Here is a 16,771-nt window from a genome sequence, read left to right as displayed (position 1 = left end):
TTCGGAAAGAATGGCTTCAGGCGCTCCATTTGCGCCTCGGACAGCCAGTAGAGGTTGCTCATCGGTCAGGTCTCCTTGCGAGGCCTGAATCACGCGAACCGCCCGAAATCAATGGGTCTGGAGCCTAGGTCACAGCCGCGATTTGAAATCATCCAAGCGGCCATTACTCGTAAGCTGTCCAAGATGACAGAACCAAAAAATTAGAAGTGGTTTACGCTGCCACGCTGGTGGTTGCGACGCTGGACCGAATGAGCCGGAACGCGGCGTTCTTGTGTCCGCCAACGCTGCGGCCTTTGCGGCGGACCTCTCGCCGGTGCTCGCGGACATACATGCCAAGGGTCACAACTCGCTGCGTGAGATTGCGGCGGAACTCACTGCACGTGGGATCAGGACGCGGCGCGGTGGGAAATGGGATGTGGGGAACGTCGGGCAACTCTTGCTGCGGGTAAGCGCATGAAGCTTTCGACCCAGCATACTCATCAGGTCGCCACCCAAGGCCCTTCTGTCCACTTGCCGGTACCGACATGGACCCTTGTCAAGAATGTGCGTCCGCCGACCTGAGTCCCCGCCTTAGTTCAAGCGCCAGTGCCACTTCGCGCTGCAGGTAGCTTCGGTCGGCCTTTTGCTCCAGTTCGGCCCAGCTATCGACCATCGCTTGTGCGTCCCAGCCGGGAGACAGAGCTTCGGCGCGGTCCAGATGGCGGGCCGCGGCGGTCGCGTCGCCAAGCGCAGCATGACAGGCGGCAAGGCGCGTCTCTTTCCATGCATCCAGCGCCGGCAGGCGCTGGATGCAGGCGATGGCTTCGGCATGGTTGCCAGCGATGTGATGCGCTATCGCCAGGTCCCCGTGATACCAGGCCGGATGCAGGGGATTGAGCCGTATCGCGGCGTTGAGGCAGGCGATGCCCTCGTGCGGCTTCCCGCGAAGGGTCAGCACGTATCCCAGCATGGCAAGGGGATCGGCGTCCGATGGGTTGGTGTCCACTGCCTTGCGCGCAGAGTATTCGGCGGCGTCGAACTCGCGTCGCCAAAGGCGGGCAAGCGCGAGGATGGCGTGACAGCGCGCCTCTTCCGGCGCAAGCTCGACCCCGCGCAGCGCATGGGCCAGACCTTCGTCCAGCATCTCGGGGGGCGAGGCGTCGTATCGGCCCAAGGTCAGGATTGCGAGCCCAAGATAGGCCTGCCCCAAGGCGAAGCCCGGATCCCGCGCGACTGTGGCGCGGAAATGGGCGCAGGCTTCCTCGTTCACACCGCCGCCGTAGCGACGCAGCGCTGCCACCCCTGCCACGAAATGGCGCCATGCGCCAAGATGGGAGCTTGGCGAGGCGGGGAGCAGCGCCGTGCGCTTCTGTTCGTCGAGGGCCAGCCGGGTGACAATGCGATGCGTAAGGGCCGACACTACCTCGGCGGGGCCGTTCTCGCCGGCAAGGAAGGTTTCCGTCCAGATCTGCCGTCCTGTCGCCGTCTCGCACAGGGCTGGCGACAGGCGCAGGCCATCCGGAACGCGCCGCGCCGGCCCCTCGACAAACCAGTCGGCGCCGAGCTTGCGTGCCGCCTCATGCGGGGTGATTTCCTCGGGGCGACATTGGAAGGCCGAGTGCCGGGCGATGACATTGACTAGGCCGTAGCGTCCCAGGCATTGGCAGATTTCCTCCACGATCGCATCTGCCAGGGGGCGGTCCTCCGGCCGATCAGAGACGGTGAGGAAGGGCAGGACGACCACGGTGGGCGGACCCTCCTGCACAGCCTCTTGCCGCGCCATTTCAAGCATGTAGCCCCGGCGGGGAACGGTGCGGATCAGAACGTCACCCAGCACCCGGCGAAGCTCGCTGATGGCCTGGGTGAGCGAATCCTCGGTCACGATCACGTCCGGCCAGACGGCCGCCAACAACTCGTCCTTGCCGATCACGCGCCCCGCGTTGCGGGCAAGGTATGTGAGCAGGGCAAAGGTCTTGGCCCGCAGATGCACGGGCGCGCCGTCATGGACCAGCGTGCCGAGCTGCAGATCGAGATCGTGATCTCCGATCCTCATGGCTTCCCCGCAGAAGGGTGCCCCCAAGCGAAGACGCGTCGGTGCGACCTGTCAAGCGTTCAAAAACCCAAGATGCGCCGCAACCATGTGCGGTCGTCGCTCCAGGAGGGCGCGGGGGCGTCGACGGAGGGCATCAGGGCGAGGAAATCGCCTTCGGCGCAGCAATCCATGCTGCCGGCCTCGACAAGCCGCTGACGACGATCATCCCACAGGGGCAGCTCGTCGGCCCCGGAGATGACCGCGACAAGATCTTGAGCGAGGAGGAAAGGATCGTGGAGGGACATGGGACACCTCGGTCTGGATGATGTCCAACGGTCGGTGAGGTCCGGTCCAATGTCCTGAAAGAAGGGTGAAGTCCTTCTGAATTCTTCAGCCCACAGCCAACACCGTATGACACGCATACGGACGTTAGACGCTCCGTAATCCAACATGCTCCGAAGAACGTGGGGTGCGCTTTTGAAGCCGTGGACATGCCGGGGGCAAACGACCTGACGGTTGGGATCATGGCGCTGGTCGCCCAGGCCGAGCGCGAGGCAATCTCCCGGCGGACGAAGGAGGCCCTCGCGGTCGCGAAGTCCCGGGGGGTGAAGCTTGGCAATCCCAATGGGGCAAAGAGCCTGCGGCGGACTGGCAAGGGCGGCACTGCGCCGGGTCCGTGGACACTTCCACCGCTGTTCATTAATCTCAGGGGCGCTACGAGGGCGGTTCTGACCGTCTTGAGTGAGCCAGGCGGCCCCTCTGATCTGAAGGTTCTTCCTGTTGGTGTCGCGGTCCGGTTGCGAAGGCACGAAGTGCTGGGTCTCGCGCGAGCACGAGCGTCCGGCTTGCATCCGACGTCAGGATCGGCTTCTGTGCCGGGGCTTTTGGCGATCGCTATCATCCTCGCGAAAACCGACATCGCTCTTCACGAGATCGCTGAGTTCTGGCAATGTTCCATTTCCAAATCATTTGGAACACCTGATGTGCAACCTCTACTCACAGACCAAGAGCCAGGATGCGATGCGCCGTCTTTTCGACGAGATGCGGGATGAAGCAGAGGTGCTGGAAGATGACACGGGGAACCTGCCACAGCTGCCGGGTATCTACCCTGACTACCAAGCACCGATCCTGCGCAGCGGTCCGTCCGGGTTCCGCCTGTCAATGGCGCGCTGGGGTATGCCGACGCCACCAAAATTCCTGGAGGGCAAGCGCACCGATCCCGGAGTGACGAACATCCGCAACGTATCATCGCCGCACTGGCGGCGCTGGCTCGGCGCAGAGAATCGCTGCCTTGTGCCGTTCACAAGCTTTTCCGAGATCGATGGACGACCGGGTGCACCGCGCAATCACCCGGTATGGTTCGCGCTTGGGCCCGATCGACCGCTGGCGTGCTTTGCCGGAATCTGGACCGACTGGACCTCGGTGCGGAAGCTCAAGGAAGGTGAAGTCGAATCCACGCTATTCGGCTTCCTAACCTGCTCGCCCAACCGAGAGGTCGGCCTGATTCATCCGAAGGCGATGCCGGTGGTCTTGACCCGTGCAGAGGAGTGGCGACAATGGTTGACGGCACCCGCAGAGGTAGCGCTCGGCCTGCAACGCCCGCTGCCGGACGGCGTGCTGCAGGTCGTCGCCGAGGGGACACGCGAAGATGCTGCGTGATCTGCGCCGGAGGTTAACCCCTGTTTCACCACTCACCCTGGCCCCCAACCGTGTGCATGAAGCGGGAGGACGAGGACGCCGGGCATTTGCGCTCTTCCAGGCCCTGCGCCATGCAGGCCCGATAGTCTGGATCCTGCCAGACCATATTCCCGAACGACCTCTGCTTGCGGGTTTGCCAGAAGGCCTTGGCGAACGGCTGATCCTGCTCACACCAAAGAGCGCGACAGATCTCCTCTGGTCCGTTGAAGAGGCATTGCGGGCCGCACCAGTCGGATTGTTGATAGCAGAGCCGAAGGCCGCCTTGACGCTCACCGAGGGTCGCCGACTGCAACTCGCGGCCGAAACCGGTCAGACCACCGGATTGATGCTGATTCGCGAGGGCGAGGGCTGCCCTTCGACCGAGACCAGGTGGAATTGTGAACCGGCCGCAGGCCCATCCGACTCGACACTGCAGCGCTGGTCCCTTAGCAAGAACAAAAGAGGAACATGCGGTGAATGGGTGATAGACTGGGATGGCGCGTCGGCTGCTTTCCATATGGTTCCCGAGGCTGGCGAGCGACGTAAGCCTCAGGAGGCGCCCGGTTGAGGGTGCCTTCGCCTTGACCTTGCGGTCTGGGAATACCGATCACTTGCATTGCGTGAACCAGGCAGCTTTCGCTCGGGGGCTCCGCCGAGGCATGGCGCTGGCGGATGCACGCGCCGTTGCGCCCGACATCAGCACCCGCCCCGCCGATCTTGCAGGCGAGGCAGCGGCCTTGTCGGCGCTGAGACGGTGGGCGGGACGCTATGCACCGATGGTTGCCTGTGACGGGTCGGAAGGGCTCATTGCCGATGTCTCTGGGGTATCGCATCTCTTTGGTGGCGAAGAGGACCTGCGCGCAGACTTGCATGCGCGGCTCGACCGGGCGGGCCTGGTCGCAGCGAGCGCTATTGCAGGGACCAGAGGAGCAGCGCACGCCCTGTCCCGGAACGGTGGCGGGATCATCGCCGATGGCGCACTTGCGATCGGCCTGGGGCGGTTGCCGGTCTCTGCCCTTCGCATTGACCCTGAGACCGCAGACGAGCTTGTCCGGGTTGGCCTGACGCGCATCTCGGACATCGTTGCGCTGCCCCGCGCACCTCTTGCGCGCCGCTTTGGTGCAGGTCTAATCCTGCGCCTCGATCAGGCGCTTGGCGTGCAGCCGGAGCCGGTCTCCCCCGAAGCTGAGACACCCCATTTCGGGGTGAGGATGACACTCCCCGAAGCCATCGGGCTCCAGGCCGACGTGATGGCGGGTCTCGACCGGCTCCTGGAGCGGCTCTGCGCACATCTGGCACGGCACCACCAGGGCGCGAGACGGATGAAGCTGGAGCTGCGCCGGGTGGACGGCGAGACGGCTCAGGTCTCGATTGGCCTCGCCCGCCCGATGCGCGACCCCCTCCGGATCGCGGGGCTGTTCCTGAAGGGTGTCGAGGAGATCGACGCGGGCTTCGGCATCGACGCCCTGCGCCTGAGCGCCCTCGTCACTGAGCCGATGGCTCCCGAGCAGATCGGTGAAGGGCCGACCGTGCGTGCGGAGGATGCCTTGGCAGACCTCGTCTCCCGGCTTGGGAACCGGATTGGTTTTGACCGCGTACTGCGCTTGCAGCCCGCTGACAGCCTGGTCCCGGAGCGGAGCTTCCTGACCGTGCCGGTGGCCTACAGCACGCCCACCCCAAGCCCTGCACGTCGCGGCCCATCTAGACCTGCGTTCCTCTTTCCGCCGGAGCCCGTGAGCGTCGCATCGCCACCCCGACCCGGTCATCCTCCTGCTCGGTTTCGCTGGCGCCGGATGCCACTCTCTACCTTGCGCGCAGTAGGCCCGGAGCGGATCAGCCCGGAATGGTGGTTCGATGATCCGGCCTGGCGCACCGGCATCAGGGACTACTGGCGGATCGAGACCCAGGAGGGTCCGCGGCTCTGGCTCTTCCACACGCCCCAGAGCGCGAGCTGGCATGGACCGGACCGGGCGAGGGCCTGGTTTGCGCAAGGCGAATTCGCATGACCGCCCCTAGCCCCCAACCCTATGCTGAATTGTGCGTGACCTCGAACTTCACCTTCCTGACCGGTGCCTCGCATCCCGAAGAACTCGTCACCCGTGCGGCCGAACTCGGTCTTGCTGCCATCGCCATCACCGACCGCAACTCGGTCGCGGGCGTCGTGCGCGCCTTCTCGGCGCTGAAGGAACTCGCGCGGCTGCGCGACGAGGCTCTGGCCAATGCGGCGACGACGCAGGATGGACCGGTCATCCGGTCGCAGCGAGTGACGGACCATTCCAGCCGCCAGACCGTCCCGCGTTTCACGGGGGCAACGGAAGCCCATGAGATGTCCGCAGCCCCCCTACCTCGCCTGATCCCGGGTGCGAGACTTGTGCTGACCGACAGCCCGGTCGAATGGCTGGCGCTTCCCCGCGATGTCGCCGCCTGGTCTCGTCTGACGCGCCTTTTGTCGATCGGTAAGCGTCGCGCACCGAAGGGCGAATGCCACCTCACCCGCGCCGATCTTCTGGAATGGGCGAGAGGCATGGTGCTCATCGCCCTGATCCCCGATCCAATGGAGAGCGGCTCCTCTCCTAGGTCCGATCTCGCAGCCATCGCCCTCCGCTTCCCTCGCGACTGCTTTCTCGGCATGGCACCCCGATACGATGGGCGCGATCAGGCAAGACTCGACCGGCATTCCGCTCTGGCGCAAGCGACTGGCCTTCCGCTCGTTGCCTTGGGCGATGTGCTGATGCACCGCGCCGCCCGTCGCCCGGTCGCCGACGTTCTGACCTGCCTGCGAATCGGCTGCACCATCGACGACATCGGCACCAACCGCCTAACCAACGGCGAGCGGCGGCTGAAGTCGGGAGCCGAGATGGCACGGCTCTTCCACCGCTACCCTGGTGCACTTCGGCGCACGATCGAGATCGCCAATGCCTGCGCCTTCCGGCTCGATGACCTCCGCTACCAGTATCCCGACGAGGAAGCAGATGGGGAGCCTGCGCAGGACCGCTTGGAACGGCTTGCCCGCGACGGCCTGCACTGGCGCTACCCGGATGGCCCGCCGTCGAAGATCGTTCACCGGGTTGAGAAGGAACTGATCCTGATCCGCGAGATCGGTTATGCGCCCTACTTCCTCACTGTCCACGATATCGTGGCCTTCGCCCGCTCGAAGGGCATCCTCTGCCAGGGTCGGGGATCTGCGGCCAATTCGGTGGTCTGCTATCTTCTCGGCATCACCGAGGTGCCGCCCGAGAGCATCACCCTGATCTTCGAGCGCTTCATCTCGAAGGAACGCGGCGAACCACCTGACATCGACGTGGACTTCGAGCACGAGCGCCGGGAAGAAGTGATCCAGTGGATCTATCAGCGCTACGGCCGCGAACGCGCGGGGCTGACCGCCACTGTGATCCATTTCCGGAGCCGGGCTGCGATCCGTGAGGTCGGCAAGGTCATGGGTCTCAGCCAGGACGTGGTAGCCCGCCTCTCGGGCCAGATCTGGGGCTGGTCCTCCTCGGTGCCGGGCGAAGACCGGATGCGGGATGCCGGGCTGGACCCCGCCGATGGCAGGGTGCGCCTGGCGGCCGAGCTCATCGGCCAGATCATCGGCTTTCCACGCCATCTCTCCCAGCACGTCGGCGGCTTCGTCATCACCAAAGGCCGCCTTGATGAGCTTTGCCCAATCGAGAATGCCGCGATGGAGGACCGAACCATCATCGAATGGGACAAGGACGATATCGATGCCCTCGGGCTCCTGAAGGTCGACATTCTTGCTCTCGGCATGCTGACCTGCATCCGCAAGGCGTTCGGCCTTCTCGTTGAGCATCGCAGTCAGCGCTGGACACTCGCCAACGTGCCACCGGAGGACCCGGCGATCTACGACATGCTCTGTCGTGCCGATGCGATCGGTGTGTTCCAGGTCGAAAGCCGGGCGCAGCTGAACTTCCTGCCGCGGATGCGACCGCGCGCCTTCTACGACTTGGTCTGCGAAGTGGCGATCGTCCGGCCGGGCCCGATCCAGGGTGGCATGGTCCATCCGTTCATCAACCGGCGCATGGGGCGCGAGAAGGTGGAGGACCTTGGGCCTGCAATGATGGAAGTGCTGGGGCGCACCTACGGCGTGCCGCTCTTTCAGGAACAGGCTATGCAGATCGCCGTCGTGGCCGCGGGCTTCACACCGGCCGAGGCGGATCGGCTGCGACGCTCGCTCGCGACCTTCAAGCGGATGGGGACCATCGGCTCCTTTCGGGATCGCTTTGTCAGCGGCATGCTGGCGCGCGGCTATGATGCGGAGTTCGCAGCGCGCTGCTTCGCGCAGATCGAGGGCTTCGGCTCCTACGGTTTCCCGGAGAGCCACGCGGCGAGCTTCGCGCGGCTCGTCTACATCTCCGCCTGGCTCAAATGCCATCACCAGGCCGTGTTCACCTGCGCGCTCCTGAACTCGCAGCCCATGGGGTTCTATGCCCCAGCGCAGCTGGTGCGCGACGCGCGCGACTGTGGTGTCGAGGTGCGAGGGGTCTCGATCAACCACTCCGACTGGGACTGCACGCTGGAGTCCCGCCCGGATGGTGAACTGGCCCTGCGGCTAGGCCTCCGCCAGATCAAGGGCCTGCGCGAGGAGGATGCCACCTGGATCAAGGCGGCGCGCGGCAATGGCTATCCTGACTTGGAAAGCGTCTGGCGCCGAGCAGGCGTGAAGCCCGAGACGCTGGAGAGGCTTGCCGAGGCCGACGCTTTCACGCCGATCGGCCTGATCCGGCGCGATGCTCTCTGGGCCGCCAAGACCCTGCGTGGGCCTGCGCCTCTGCCTCTCTTCGGCACGGACGGGGAAGGAGGCGAAGAGCCTGTCGTGCAACTCCCGCAGATGACCCTGGGACAGGAGGTCATCGAGGATTACCTGTCGCTCCGTCTCAGTCTCCGCGCGCATCCGATGGAACTCCTGCGCCCCCGCCTTCCCGAAAGTCTGCCGCATGATCGCTTGCTCGAAGCCAGGGGTCGCGTCATCGTCACCGGCCTCGTCATCACCCGCCAGCGCCCCGGCACAGCCTCCGGCGTGATCTTCCTGACCTTGGAGGACGAGACAGGCGTTTCAAACGTCGTAATCTGGCGCAAGGTTTACGAGACCTTCCGCAAGGCGGTCATCGCCGGACGTCTGGTGCGGGTCAAAGGTCGCATCGAGCGCGACGGGCCGGTAGTGCATCTCATCGCGGAGGAGATCGTTGATCTGTCGCACCTCCTCACGACCCTGGGACGCTCGGTGATGATCGAGGCGAACGACGGTCGGGCCGATGAGACCCGACGCCCGGCAGGTGGCAGCGTCCGATCAACCGCACAACATCCGCGAGAGCAGGCGAAGCGGCTCTTCCCCAGCCGGGACTTCCACTAGGACAGATCGGCCATCGTCACCACCAACCTCGCCTTCGGCGAATGGCCGACCGTGTTCGGCGACGCCAAGATGACCACGGTATTCCGCGACACGTGCAGTTCCCGCACGATCTTCTTCACTGACCAGCCCTGGACATAGAAGGCCCGCCGGACCCGCGCGATCGTATCCACCCGCTTCAACTCCCCCTCCGTCCGCTGCCTCGCAACGGACGGTCCGACAGAACATCAGGGGTCAAAATTGGACGCCGATACCCCGCCTTAGGGGGTCAAAATTGCACGTCGAAACACATTCAAGGCGCGGAGATGCCGACTGCGGGGAACTCAAGATCAGCCAGACCCAAATAATCCAGGCTGAAAAGTGGAAAGGCACAGACTTTTTCAGGAAAGAGTTGCGATGACTCATGCCTCGGTTTGGTATACAGTGCCACGTTCAAGTACATACAGAGAGCCTTTGCCCGCCCGCATACCCGCCTACTGTTTCCGCAACTAGGGGGAGAAATATGTTGAAGATTATCAAGAGGAGATTAGTCCTCTGGTTGCACAGCCTTCTCAAGGGTCAGGACTTTGTGGTTCACGGAGTGAAGGTTACGCTTCCACGGACGGTAAGTGAAGAACTTCGATACCTGCTTCTCCGTAATGGTCCTTATGAAGACGGGGAGGTTGCCCTTTGCAGGAAGATGCTCAGCTCCGGCATTAATGTGCTCGAACTGGGGGGGTCGTTGGGGGTGGTCTCGGCTGTGGTCAGATCAATCATCGGATCTCAGGCAGTTCATGTCATCATAGAAGCGAACAATAAGCTGGCCGACGTGTGCCTTGAAAATGCGAGCCGTAGTGCGGTGCCGGGTAAAACAGTTCTGATCAACGCCGCAATTGATTATTCCGGGGCTGACTTTGTCCACTTTGAGGAAGGAGGCAGCAGCTTTGATGGAAGAGTCTCGGCCCACTCCAAAGGAGTTCCCATACCGACCATTACTGCCTCTGAATGCGAAGGGCATTTCGGCGGTATGCCATTTGCACTTGTGTGCGATATCGAGGGCGCCGAGAAGGACCTCGTTTGTCACGACCGAGATTTTCTGTCGAACTGCAGATCTATTGTAATGGAAATGCATCCGACCATGTATGAGGCCGGACAAAGAGATCTGGATGCCGTTCTGTCCACCCTGGAAAACTGCGGTTTCCAAATAACCGACCAGGTCGGTGACGTCTTCCTCTTCACGCGAGAAGATAACAAGCAATCCTGATAATCGTCACCGAAAGCACTGGGCCGGAGTTGTTGCAGTCGAGTGGAGGCCTGTTGGGAATTCGACTGGTGTACGAAAGGGTTGGGACCTGTAACTCGATGCACACCTAGTAGCCTCTCGCTCTATGGAGAGTGCCGCGCCGCGAGCTGCCATTCGATCCACAGCGGAGGCACTAATTGGCTGGTGCGTTACCACTGACGCAGGGGCAAGGCCAAGTCGCCGCGCCGCTCGAATTAATAAAATGATTTCAATGGTCTAAATTGGAGATGGGGTGGATGCCGCTCTCACCCCAACGGCATCGCGATGTGCCATACTCGTGGTGTCGAAGCACAAGCTGAAGGAGAGGGCATCCATGGGAGAGGTTAGCATCATCGGCGTGGATCTGGCAAAGAACGTGTTCCAGGTTCATGGGGCTGCGGCGGACGGGTCCGTCCTGTTCCGCAAGAAGCTGTCGCGGCCGCAGTTCGCGCGGTTCATGGCGGATCAGCCGCCGTGCCTTGTGGCGATGGAAGCCTGCGCCAGCGCGCATCATTGGGCGCGGGAAATGTCCCGCTACGGGCACGAGGTTCGACTGATCGCCCCGCATTACGTCAAGCCGTTCCTGAAACGCCAGAAGAATGATGCGGCCGATGCTGAGGCGATCGTCGAGGCGGCGCTGCGGCCGACCATGCGCTTCGTCGAACCGAAATCTGCCGACCAGCAGGCGCGGGCCGTCGCGTTCCGCACGCGCGAGCAGCTCGTGAAGCAGCGCACCGAGGCGGTGAACGCGCTGCGGTCGCATCTCTACGAGTTCGGACATGTTGCCCCGGAGGGGATCGGCTACCTGCCGCGCCTCGCCAAGGTCATCGACGAACCCGGCACCGACGTACCGGAACTCGCCCGGGAAATCTGCCGCATGCTCCTTGAGCAGATCGCCCAGCTCACCGCCCGGATCGATGCGCTGAAGGCGCGGATCGCGGCGATGTCGCAGGAAGCGGACCTGCCGCGCCAGTTGCAGACGATGCCTGGCGTCGGTCCGATCACCGCACTCGCGGTCGAGACCTTCGCCCCGCCGATGGATCAGTTCCGCCGCGGACGTGACTTCGCCGCCTGGCTCGGCTTGGTCCCGCGGCAGCATTCCAGCGGCGGCAAGCAGAAGCTCGGGAAAACCTCGAAGATGGGGCAGCGCGATATCCGGCGACTGCTTGTGATCGGGGCGACTGCGGTGATCCGCTGGGCATCGCGCCGGGGAGCGCCAAAGGGCTCGTGGCTCGCACGGATGCTGGATCGCAAGCCAGTCCCGATCGTGGCCATCGCATTGGCGAACAAGATGGCGCGCGGCATCTGGGCGATGCTGACGCGCGGCGAAAGCTATCGCGGCCCGGTGCTGATCGGCGCATGATCGGGCGTCGAACGGGCAACCGGGCTACCGAGTTGTGAGGAAGGCATGAACAGTATGGGCGCATGATCGACATGATCCGGATCGGGCAAACCAGAAACCTTCTCCGAGCCTCGAGCTCGCTGTTGGAGATGTGGCCCCGCTCCGCGCATCACCATCTCGGCCAGCGGCATCTATCGGGCCGCGCTAACAGGCCTGACAAGAGTCCGCACTCGATCACATGTCTAAGGTTCAGAAATTCCTTGCAAATGAGAGCGGCATCCACAAGAGAAGGTTGGATATCAGGCCCATTCCCTCCGCCATCCACCCTTGTCTCTCGTGCCCTTCGCGCGACTTGCCAGGATTTCCCCCGTCATTCCGTGGGTTAGTGGCGTATCTCCAGCACGGAGACGCACGGCCCTCGCGCCAACCGGCCGCTCTGCGGGATGCGTCTCCGCGGGCATGGAGAGCCGGTTCGGTTTGCCCCGGGATGTCGGACGCGGATCGCAGCAACCTGATATCGTAGATTTCGCCCTGTATCAGGGCCCGATGGTGGTGCTAGAATTGCACTAAATGTCGTGATTTCGGTATGTTATCGAACGCCTCTGGCGGCAAGAATATCAGGCCGGGATCAGGACGGGAACAGGCGAATAACAGGTGCCGATCAGGCCTGTTGCAGGTCGATATCCGGTGCCAGATTTCGTCGCGGATGGCGCAGATGTGCCGTCCGTAGCCGGTTGCGATCTCAGAGAGCCGCGAGGCGACGCTGCTGCTCATCCCAGTCAAGGGGAAGCGGTTCGCGGACGAGATACGCGACTGTCAGCCCCGGGGGCTGGCGTCCTTCGAGGATGGCCTGCTGCAGGCGCGGCGACAGAAAGGCCAGTTGTATGCGGGTTCGCATATAGGGTTCGGAATGCCCGGTGCGTGCGGCCAACTCGGTCAGGCTGACACCCTCCCTCAGGGCCTTGGCCCAGTTGCGGGCTTCGGCCAGGACCCGGATCAATGTCGCATCGGGTGCCGGCAGCGCCTCCCCGGCAACGATCCTGGTCTCTATCCCGCGGCGGGCCAAGGTCAGGGGCGCGGTGAAGCCGAGAACGTCCGGTGCAAGGTCCTCGGGCGCGAGATCGAGTGCGGCTGACAGCGCCCTGGCGTCGAGGGAGAGCTTGACGGTGCCGCGGCCGAGTTCGCCGCGCAGGATCAGTGTTGCGAACGCGCTTGCATCCTCGGTCAACCGTTGCAGGAGCCTCCTAGCACTCCCGGCGGCCAGCAGCGCGCGTTGGGCGTCGGGCGCGGCCAAGAGCCGATGCTGGTCGGCCAACTTGCGAAGGTGCCCGACCAGAAGGCTACGGACCGCGGTCTCCAGTGCCGGAGCGGGCAGGCGCCAGCCGGTGGGATCGGTGCCTCCGGCGATCAGGCGATGCGATGTGTAATAGGCGAAGCGGCGACCATGGCGCTGCGCATGGGTCGGGGTCAGCGGATCTCCGGCCTCGTCCCGCAGCTTGCCGGTCAGCGGGCGGGCTGCGGATGAAGATACGGCGGGCCTTTGGGATGCCGCAGAGGTCTGCAGATCGATGCCCGGTCCGACGCCCGAAGCGGTTGCGACCGGATCCATCGTTCGGCAGCGCGGCCGAGCACGGGCGAAGATCAGCTTCGCCTGCACGGCATCCCAGGTCTGCGCATCGATGATCGCCGCATGCTGACCTGCGTAGCTCCGGTCCTTGTGCCGGATGCGGCCGATGTAGACCGGGTTGGTCAGCAGGTAGTGCAACTGTCCGCGGCTGAAGCGAGCCTCGCCGGATGCCGTGACCACCGAACGGGCCATCTGCTTCGGCCGCAACCCGAGGCGCATCGCTTCATCCTCGACCAGCCGCAGGTTGCCATGTCGAAGGTAGAGATCGAAGAGCTGCCGCACTGTCATGGCCTCCGCCTCGTTGACGACGAGTTCGCGGCGCTGCGGGTCGGAATGCCGGTCGTAGCCGAGGGGCGGCGGACCACCCATCCACAACCCCTTCGCCTTCGAGGCGGCGATCTTGTCGCGGATACGCTCGGCGGTGACCTCGCGCTCGAACTGCGCGAAGGAGAGAAGCACGTTCAACGTCAACCTGCCCATAGACGAGGAAGTGTTGAAGGCCTGCGTGACCGAGACGAAGGAACAGCCCCTGGCGTCGAGCTTCTCGACCAGTCGCACGAAGTCGGCGAGGGAACGGGTCAGCCGGTCGATCTTGTAGACGACGACCATTCCGATGCGGCCCGCCTCGATCTCGGCAAGAAGGCGCTGCAAGGCCGGGCGTTCCAGAGTGCCGCCCGAGAGTCCGCCGTCGTCGAACCGTTCGGGAACCGTGGTCCAGCCTTCGTGGCGCTGGCTGGCGATAAAGGCGGCGCAGGCCTCACGCTGGGCGTCGAGCGAGTTGAAGGCCTGATCCAGGCCTTCCTCGGAGGATTTGCGGGTGTAGATCGCGCAACGGATGGTGGGTCCTGGGCTCATCGGTGTCCCCCGCTTCGAACCGCCGAGCCAGTGCGCTTCCTGCCACCTCCTTGCTCATTCTGGTCCAGTTCCGTCATCAGCCCGAAGAACCGCGGTCCGGACCAGCGGGCGCCGGTGATGGCACGGGCGATGGCGGAGAGCGATCGATGCCGCGCGCCGTTCCAGCGGAAGCCGTCGGGTTCGACGTCGACGACATGGGTGACCCCGTTCCATGTGCGCAGGAGCCGCGCCCCGGGCTTCAACGCGGGGCTTGCCTTGCGCTCGCTACCCGCGGCGATGCGATCCAGCCGGGTGGCGATAGCGGGAGGCAGATCGCCGAAGCGTGCGACCTGCACCGCATGCGCCAGGAAGCGGCGCTGCATGGGCTGGCTCATCCTGGCGGGCACGGGACGCTTGAACGTCCTGGTCCAGAGCGCCGCGAGGGCGCTCCGGTCCATCGTCTCGAGATCGCGAACCTCGATCACTGGGTGACCTCGGTGGGTTTGCCGGAGGTCGGGTCGGCGCTGGACGAGGTGGCATCGGGGTTGTCGGCAGCACCGCCTGCCGAGGCATCGCCCGCGACGATGCGGTAGATGGTATCCTGACCGCGCCGGGTCCGGTCGAGTGTGAGTCCGGACTTGCGCAGACCGGACAGCGCGGCCTGCACGGTGTGCGCCTGCCAACCTGTCGCTTCCGTCATCTGTGCGAGGCTGGCACCATTTTCGCGCGCCAGCATCTCGCGCAGGTGCAGCGCCTTCGTGGGACGCCGCTCCGCGGTCGCAGTGACCATCGTGGGTAGGTCAGGGATCGTCAGCGAACTGCTGGCCGGCGAACCCGCCTCGGCATGGGCATCCCGCGCCAGTCCTTCCGCCTGTTCGGTCTGGCCGCGCCTGGTCTCCCGCCGCGTGCCTTTGGCCCGGGTCTTGCTGGTCATGATGGTCTCCTCGGTTCGGGCGGCGACCGTCGCGCGCCCGTACCGAGGCAAGCCCGGACGCGGCCGGGCATGGCACGCAGCACCGCTTCGTTGCGAGAGGAAGTCCAGCTACAAATTGGAGAAATTGCCGGAGGTGACGTCACCCTTCACCACGATTGGACGAGGTTCTGCTCAACACTGCGGTCGGTTCCTGCCGCAGGACAAGGCCGAGAGCGCTCCCGCTGGTCCTCAACCAGGTCTGGGCAGCGGCGTAAGGAGAGAGGGTGCCATACGGGCCGGACGCGATCGTTGGTCGTGTTTCGGCCGAGGCTGTGTGGAAACCCAGTCGAGCATGACAGAACGTGGAAGGAAGTTCGCCCACAGGCATTGCGGAGAGAATTTGTTCTCAAGCAGACCGCCGCGAACGATTTTCTGAGGAAAATGTTCTTCCCAAATTCTCAGAACTGGAGTTTCCACACAGCCTCGGCCCTTAGACGACAGTCGGCCCTCCCGGCGCAGGCCTCCGAAGCAGCCACTCGAGCTGCCGCAGCGAGATGCGTGGCAGCCCTCTGCGGAAGTGGACGCTAAGTGGCTGAGCGCAACAAATCTCCACCCCGTTAGGATGTAGGGTCAGGGTTCATAACCAGTAGATGACGGTCGCGGCGAGAGCGATCGCTGAGAGAAAGACCTTTGGGCATCGGTCGTAGCGGGTCGCCACCCGGCGCCAGTCCTTGAGCCTGCCAAACATGATCTCGATGCGGTTGCGCCGCTTGTATCGGCGCTTGTCGTATTTGACTGGGGTCTTGCGTTGCTTCCGGCCAGGGATGCAGGTGTGTATCCCGTTGTCTTTCAACGCGTCTCGAAACCAGTCGGCGTCATAGCCGCGATCCCCCAGCAGCCAGTCGACCTTTGGCAGGCTGCCGAGCAGCGCCCGCGCGCCGATGTAATCGCTAACCGGCCCTGCAGTGACGAACAGGTTGAGCGGCCGTCCCTGGCTGTCACAGATGGCATGCAGCTTGGTGTTCATGCCGCCCTTGGTTCGACCGATCAGGCGACCTCGCCCCCCCTTTTTCGCAGCCATGCTGGTCGCCGTGCGGTGTGCCTTCAGGTAGGTCGCGTCGATCATGACGGTCTTTTCCTCGCCGTGTTCGGAAGCCAGACCGACCATCATCCGCGCGAAGATGCCTTTCTCGCTCCAACGCTTCCACCGGCTGTAGAGCGTTTTGTGCGGTCCGTAGGCAGCTGGAGCGTCTCGCCAGCGCAACCCATTGCGATTGATGAAAATAATTCCACTCAGTACCCGCCTGTCATCGACCAGTGGCTTTCCGTGCGACTTCGGGAAGCACGCAGAGCCTTGAAAATCAATGCATCCTGACCCTAGGCTCGAAAGGGCTCTGGAGAGTGCTGCTCCATGTCCTTTGCGCGCACCAAAACCCCTTGAACCGCTTCCTACGGCAACAAGTTCTTGCGCTTACTGTTCGGGGCGGAGATAACGGGGCGACAGTGGAGAGGTGAAATGTCAGTTTCTCAATATCTTAGCTTCATTCAAGATACTAGAGTCGATTGCTGGTCTGCCCTCATGGAAATGAAGGTTGATGAGTATCTAGCTCTTGCTAGGCTCCAGACTCATTGAGTTTCAGAGCCAGAACATGACGGTTGCTGCGAGGGCGATAGCGGAGAAGAAGGTTTCCGGGCATCTGTCGTATCGGGTGGCAACGCGTCTCCAGTCCTTCAGCCGGCC

At 63.8% G+C, this 16,771-nt stretch carries 13 protein-coding genes and 3 pseudogenes; 8 read left to right on the top strand and 8 right to left on the bottom strand.

Features of this window, described 5'->3' with window-relative positions; genetic code table 11:
• Nucleotides 1–271: 271 nt before the first annotated feature.
• On the top strand, nucleotides 272–457 hold the full coding sequence (locus I7S92_RS23555) for a recombinase family protein (protein WP_354001357.1): 186 nt from the start codon (nucleotides 272–274) through the stop codon (nucleotides 455–457).
• A 78-nt stretch (nucleotides 458–535) separates the two neighbouring features.
• On the opposite strand, the gene I7S92_RS22530 is transcribed toward I7S92_RS23555, so the two are convergent.
• Both I7S92_RS22530 and I7S92_RS22525 read right to left on the bottom strand, forming a co-directional pair.
• Nucleotides 536–2,032: a winged helix-turn-helix domain-containing tetratricopeptide repeat protein gene (locus I7S92_RS22530; protein ID WP_197647744.1), complete on the bottom strand. Its 1,497-nt coding sequence runs from the start codon at nucleotides 2,030–2,032 to the stop codon at nucleotides 536–538.
• A 59-nt stretch (nucleotides 2,033–2,091) separates the two neighbouring features.
• On the bottom strand, nucleotides 2,092–2,316 hold the full coding sequence (locus I7S92_RS22525; RefSeq protein ID WP_197647743.1) for a hypothetical protein: 225 nt from the start codon (nucleotides 2,314–2,316) through the stop codon (nucleotides 2,092–2,094).
• 676 nt (nucleotides 2,317–2,992) lie between these two features.
• Between I7S92_RS22525 and I7S92_RS22515 the strand changes: the two genes are divergently transcribed.
• The 5 genes and pseudogenes from I7S92_RS22515 to I7S92_RS23280 form a co-directional block, all read left to right on the top strand.
• Entirely contained in the window at nucleotides 2,993–3,670 is a 678-nt protein-coding gene (locus I7S92_RS22515; RefSeq protein WP_197647742.1) for an SOS response-associated peptidase, read from the top strand.
• A complete protein-coding gene (locus I7S92_RS22510; RefSeq protein ID WP_197647741.1) occupies nucleotides 3,660–4,256 on the top strand; it encodes an ImuA family protein in 597 nt (198 codons plus the stop codon). Before I7S92_RS22515 ends, I7S92_RS22510 begins: the two co-directional genes overlap by 11 nt.
• On the top strand, nucleotides 4,183–5,694 hold the full coding sequence (locus tag I7S92_RS22505; protein ID WP_197647740.1) for a Y-family DNA polymerase: 1,512 nt from the start codon (nucleotides 4,183–4,185) through the stop codon (nucleotides 5,692–5,694). The genes I7S92_RS22510 and I7S92_RS22505 overlap by 74 nt, the downstream gene beginning before the upstream one ends.
• A complete protein-coding gene (locus I7S92_RS22500) occupies nucleotides 5,691–9,056 on the top strand; it encodes an error-prone DNA polymerase (RefSeq protein WP_197647739.1) in 3,366 nt (1,121 codons plus the stop codon). Before I7S92_RS22505 ends, I7S92_RS22500 begins: the two co-directional genes overlap by 4 nt.
• 6 nt (nucleotides 9,057–9,062) lie before the next feature.
• A pseudogene (locus tag I7S92_RS23280) lies at nucleotides 9,063–9,146 on the top strand (ATP-binding protein); the annotation flags it as partial.
• Here the strand turns inward: I7S92_RS23280 and I7S92_RS22495 are convergent.
• Nucleotides 9,131–9,235, bottom strand: a pseudogene (locus tag I7S92_RS22495) (terminase gpP N-terminus-related DNA-binding protein); the annotation flags it as partial. The pseudogenes I7S92_RS23280 and I7S92_RS22495 sit on opposite strands and share 16 nt — an antisense overlap.
• 320 nt (nucleotides 9,236–9,555) lie before the next feature.
• On the opposite strand from I7S92_RS22495, the gene I7S92_RS22490 reads away from it, so the two are divergent.
• Nucleotides 9,556–10,296 carry an FkbM family methyltransferase gene (locus I7S92_RS22490; RefSeq protein WP_197647738.1) on the top strand — a complete coding sequence of 247 codons (741 nt, stop codon included), beginning with the start codon at nucleotides 9,556–9,558 and terminating at the stop codon, nucleotides 10,294–10,296.
• Between the two features lie 352 nt (nucleotides 10,297–10,648).
• Nucleotides 10,649–11,677: an IS110 family RNA-guided transposase gene (locus I7S92_RS22485; protein WP_197647746.1), complete on the top strand. Its 1,029-nt coding sequence runs from the start codon at nucleotides 10,649–10,651 to the stop codon at nucleotides 11,675–11,677.
• A gap of 721 nt (nucleotides 11,678–12,398) precedes the next feature.
• Here I7S92_RS22485 and I7S92_RS22480 read toward each other — a convergent pair.
• The 5 genes and pseudogenes from I7S92_RS22480 to I7S92_RS22460 form a co-directional block, all read right to left on the bottom strand.
• Nucleotides 12,399–14,138: a recombinase family protein gene (locus tag I7S92_RS22480; RefSeq protein ID WP_197647737.1), complete on the bottom strand. Its 1,740-nt coding sequence runs from the start codon at nucleotides 14,136–14,138 to the stop codon at nucleotides 12,399–12,401.
• Nucleotides 14,135–14,602: a DUF2924 domain-containing protein gene (locus I7S92_RS22475; RefSeq protein WP_197647736.1), complete on the bottom strand. Its 468-nt coding sequence runs from the start codon at nucleotides 14,600–14,602 to the stop codon at nucleotides 14,135–14,137. Before I7S92_RS22475 ends, I7S92_RS22480 begins: the two co-directional genes overlap by 4 nt.
• On the bottom strand, nucleotides 14,599–15,051 hold the full coding sequence (locus I7S92_RS22470; protein WP_197647735.1) for a DUF3489 domain-containing protein: 453 nt from the start codon (nucleotides 15,049–15,051) through the stop codon (nucleotides 14,599–14,601). The genes I7S92_RS22475 and I7S92_RS22470 overlap by 4 nt, the downstream gene beginning before the upstream one ends.
• Before the next feature lie 616 nt (nucleotides 15,052–15,667).
• Complete coding sequence (locus I7S92_RS22465; protein ID WP_197647745.1) at nucleotides 15,668–16,396, bottom strand: IS5 family transposase; 729 nt, start codon at nucleotides 16,394–16,396, stop codon at nucleotides 15,668–15,670.
• Between the two features lie 270 nt (nucleotides 16,397–16,666).
• Nucleotides 16,667–16,771 (bottom strand): annotated as a pseudogene (locus tag I7S92_RS22460) (IS5/IS1182 family transposase); the annotation flags it as partial.

This window comes from Tabrizicola soli, assembly GCF_015999335.1.
Lineage (GTDB): Bacteria > Pseudomonadota > Alphaproteobacteria > Rhodobacterales > Rhodobacteraceae > Tabrizicola > Tabrizicola soli.
Note: the sequence above shows the minus strand (reverse complement) of the source record. Positions and strands in the feature narration are given on the sequence as shown.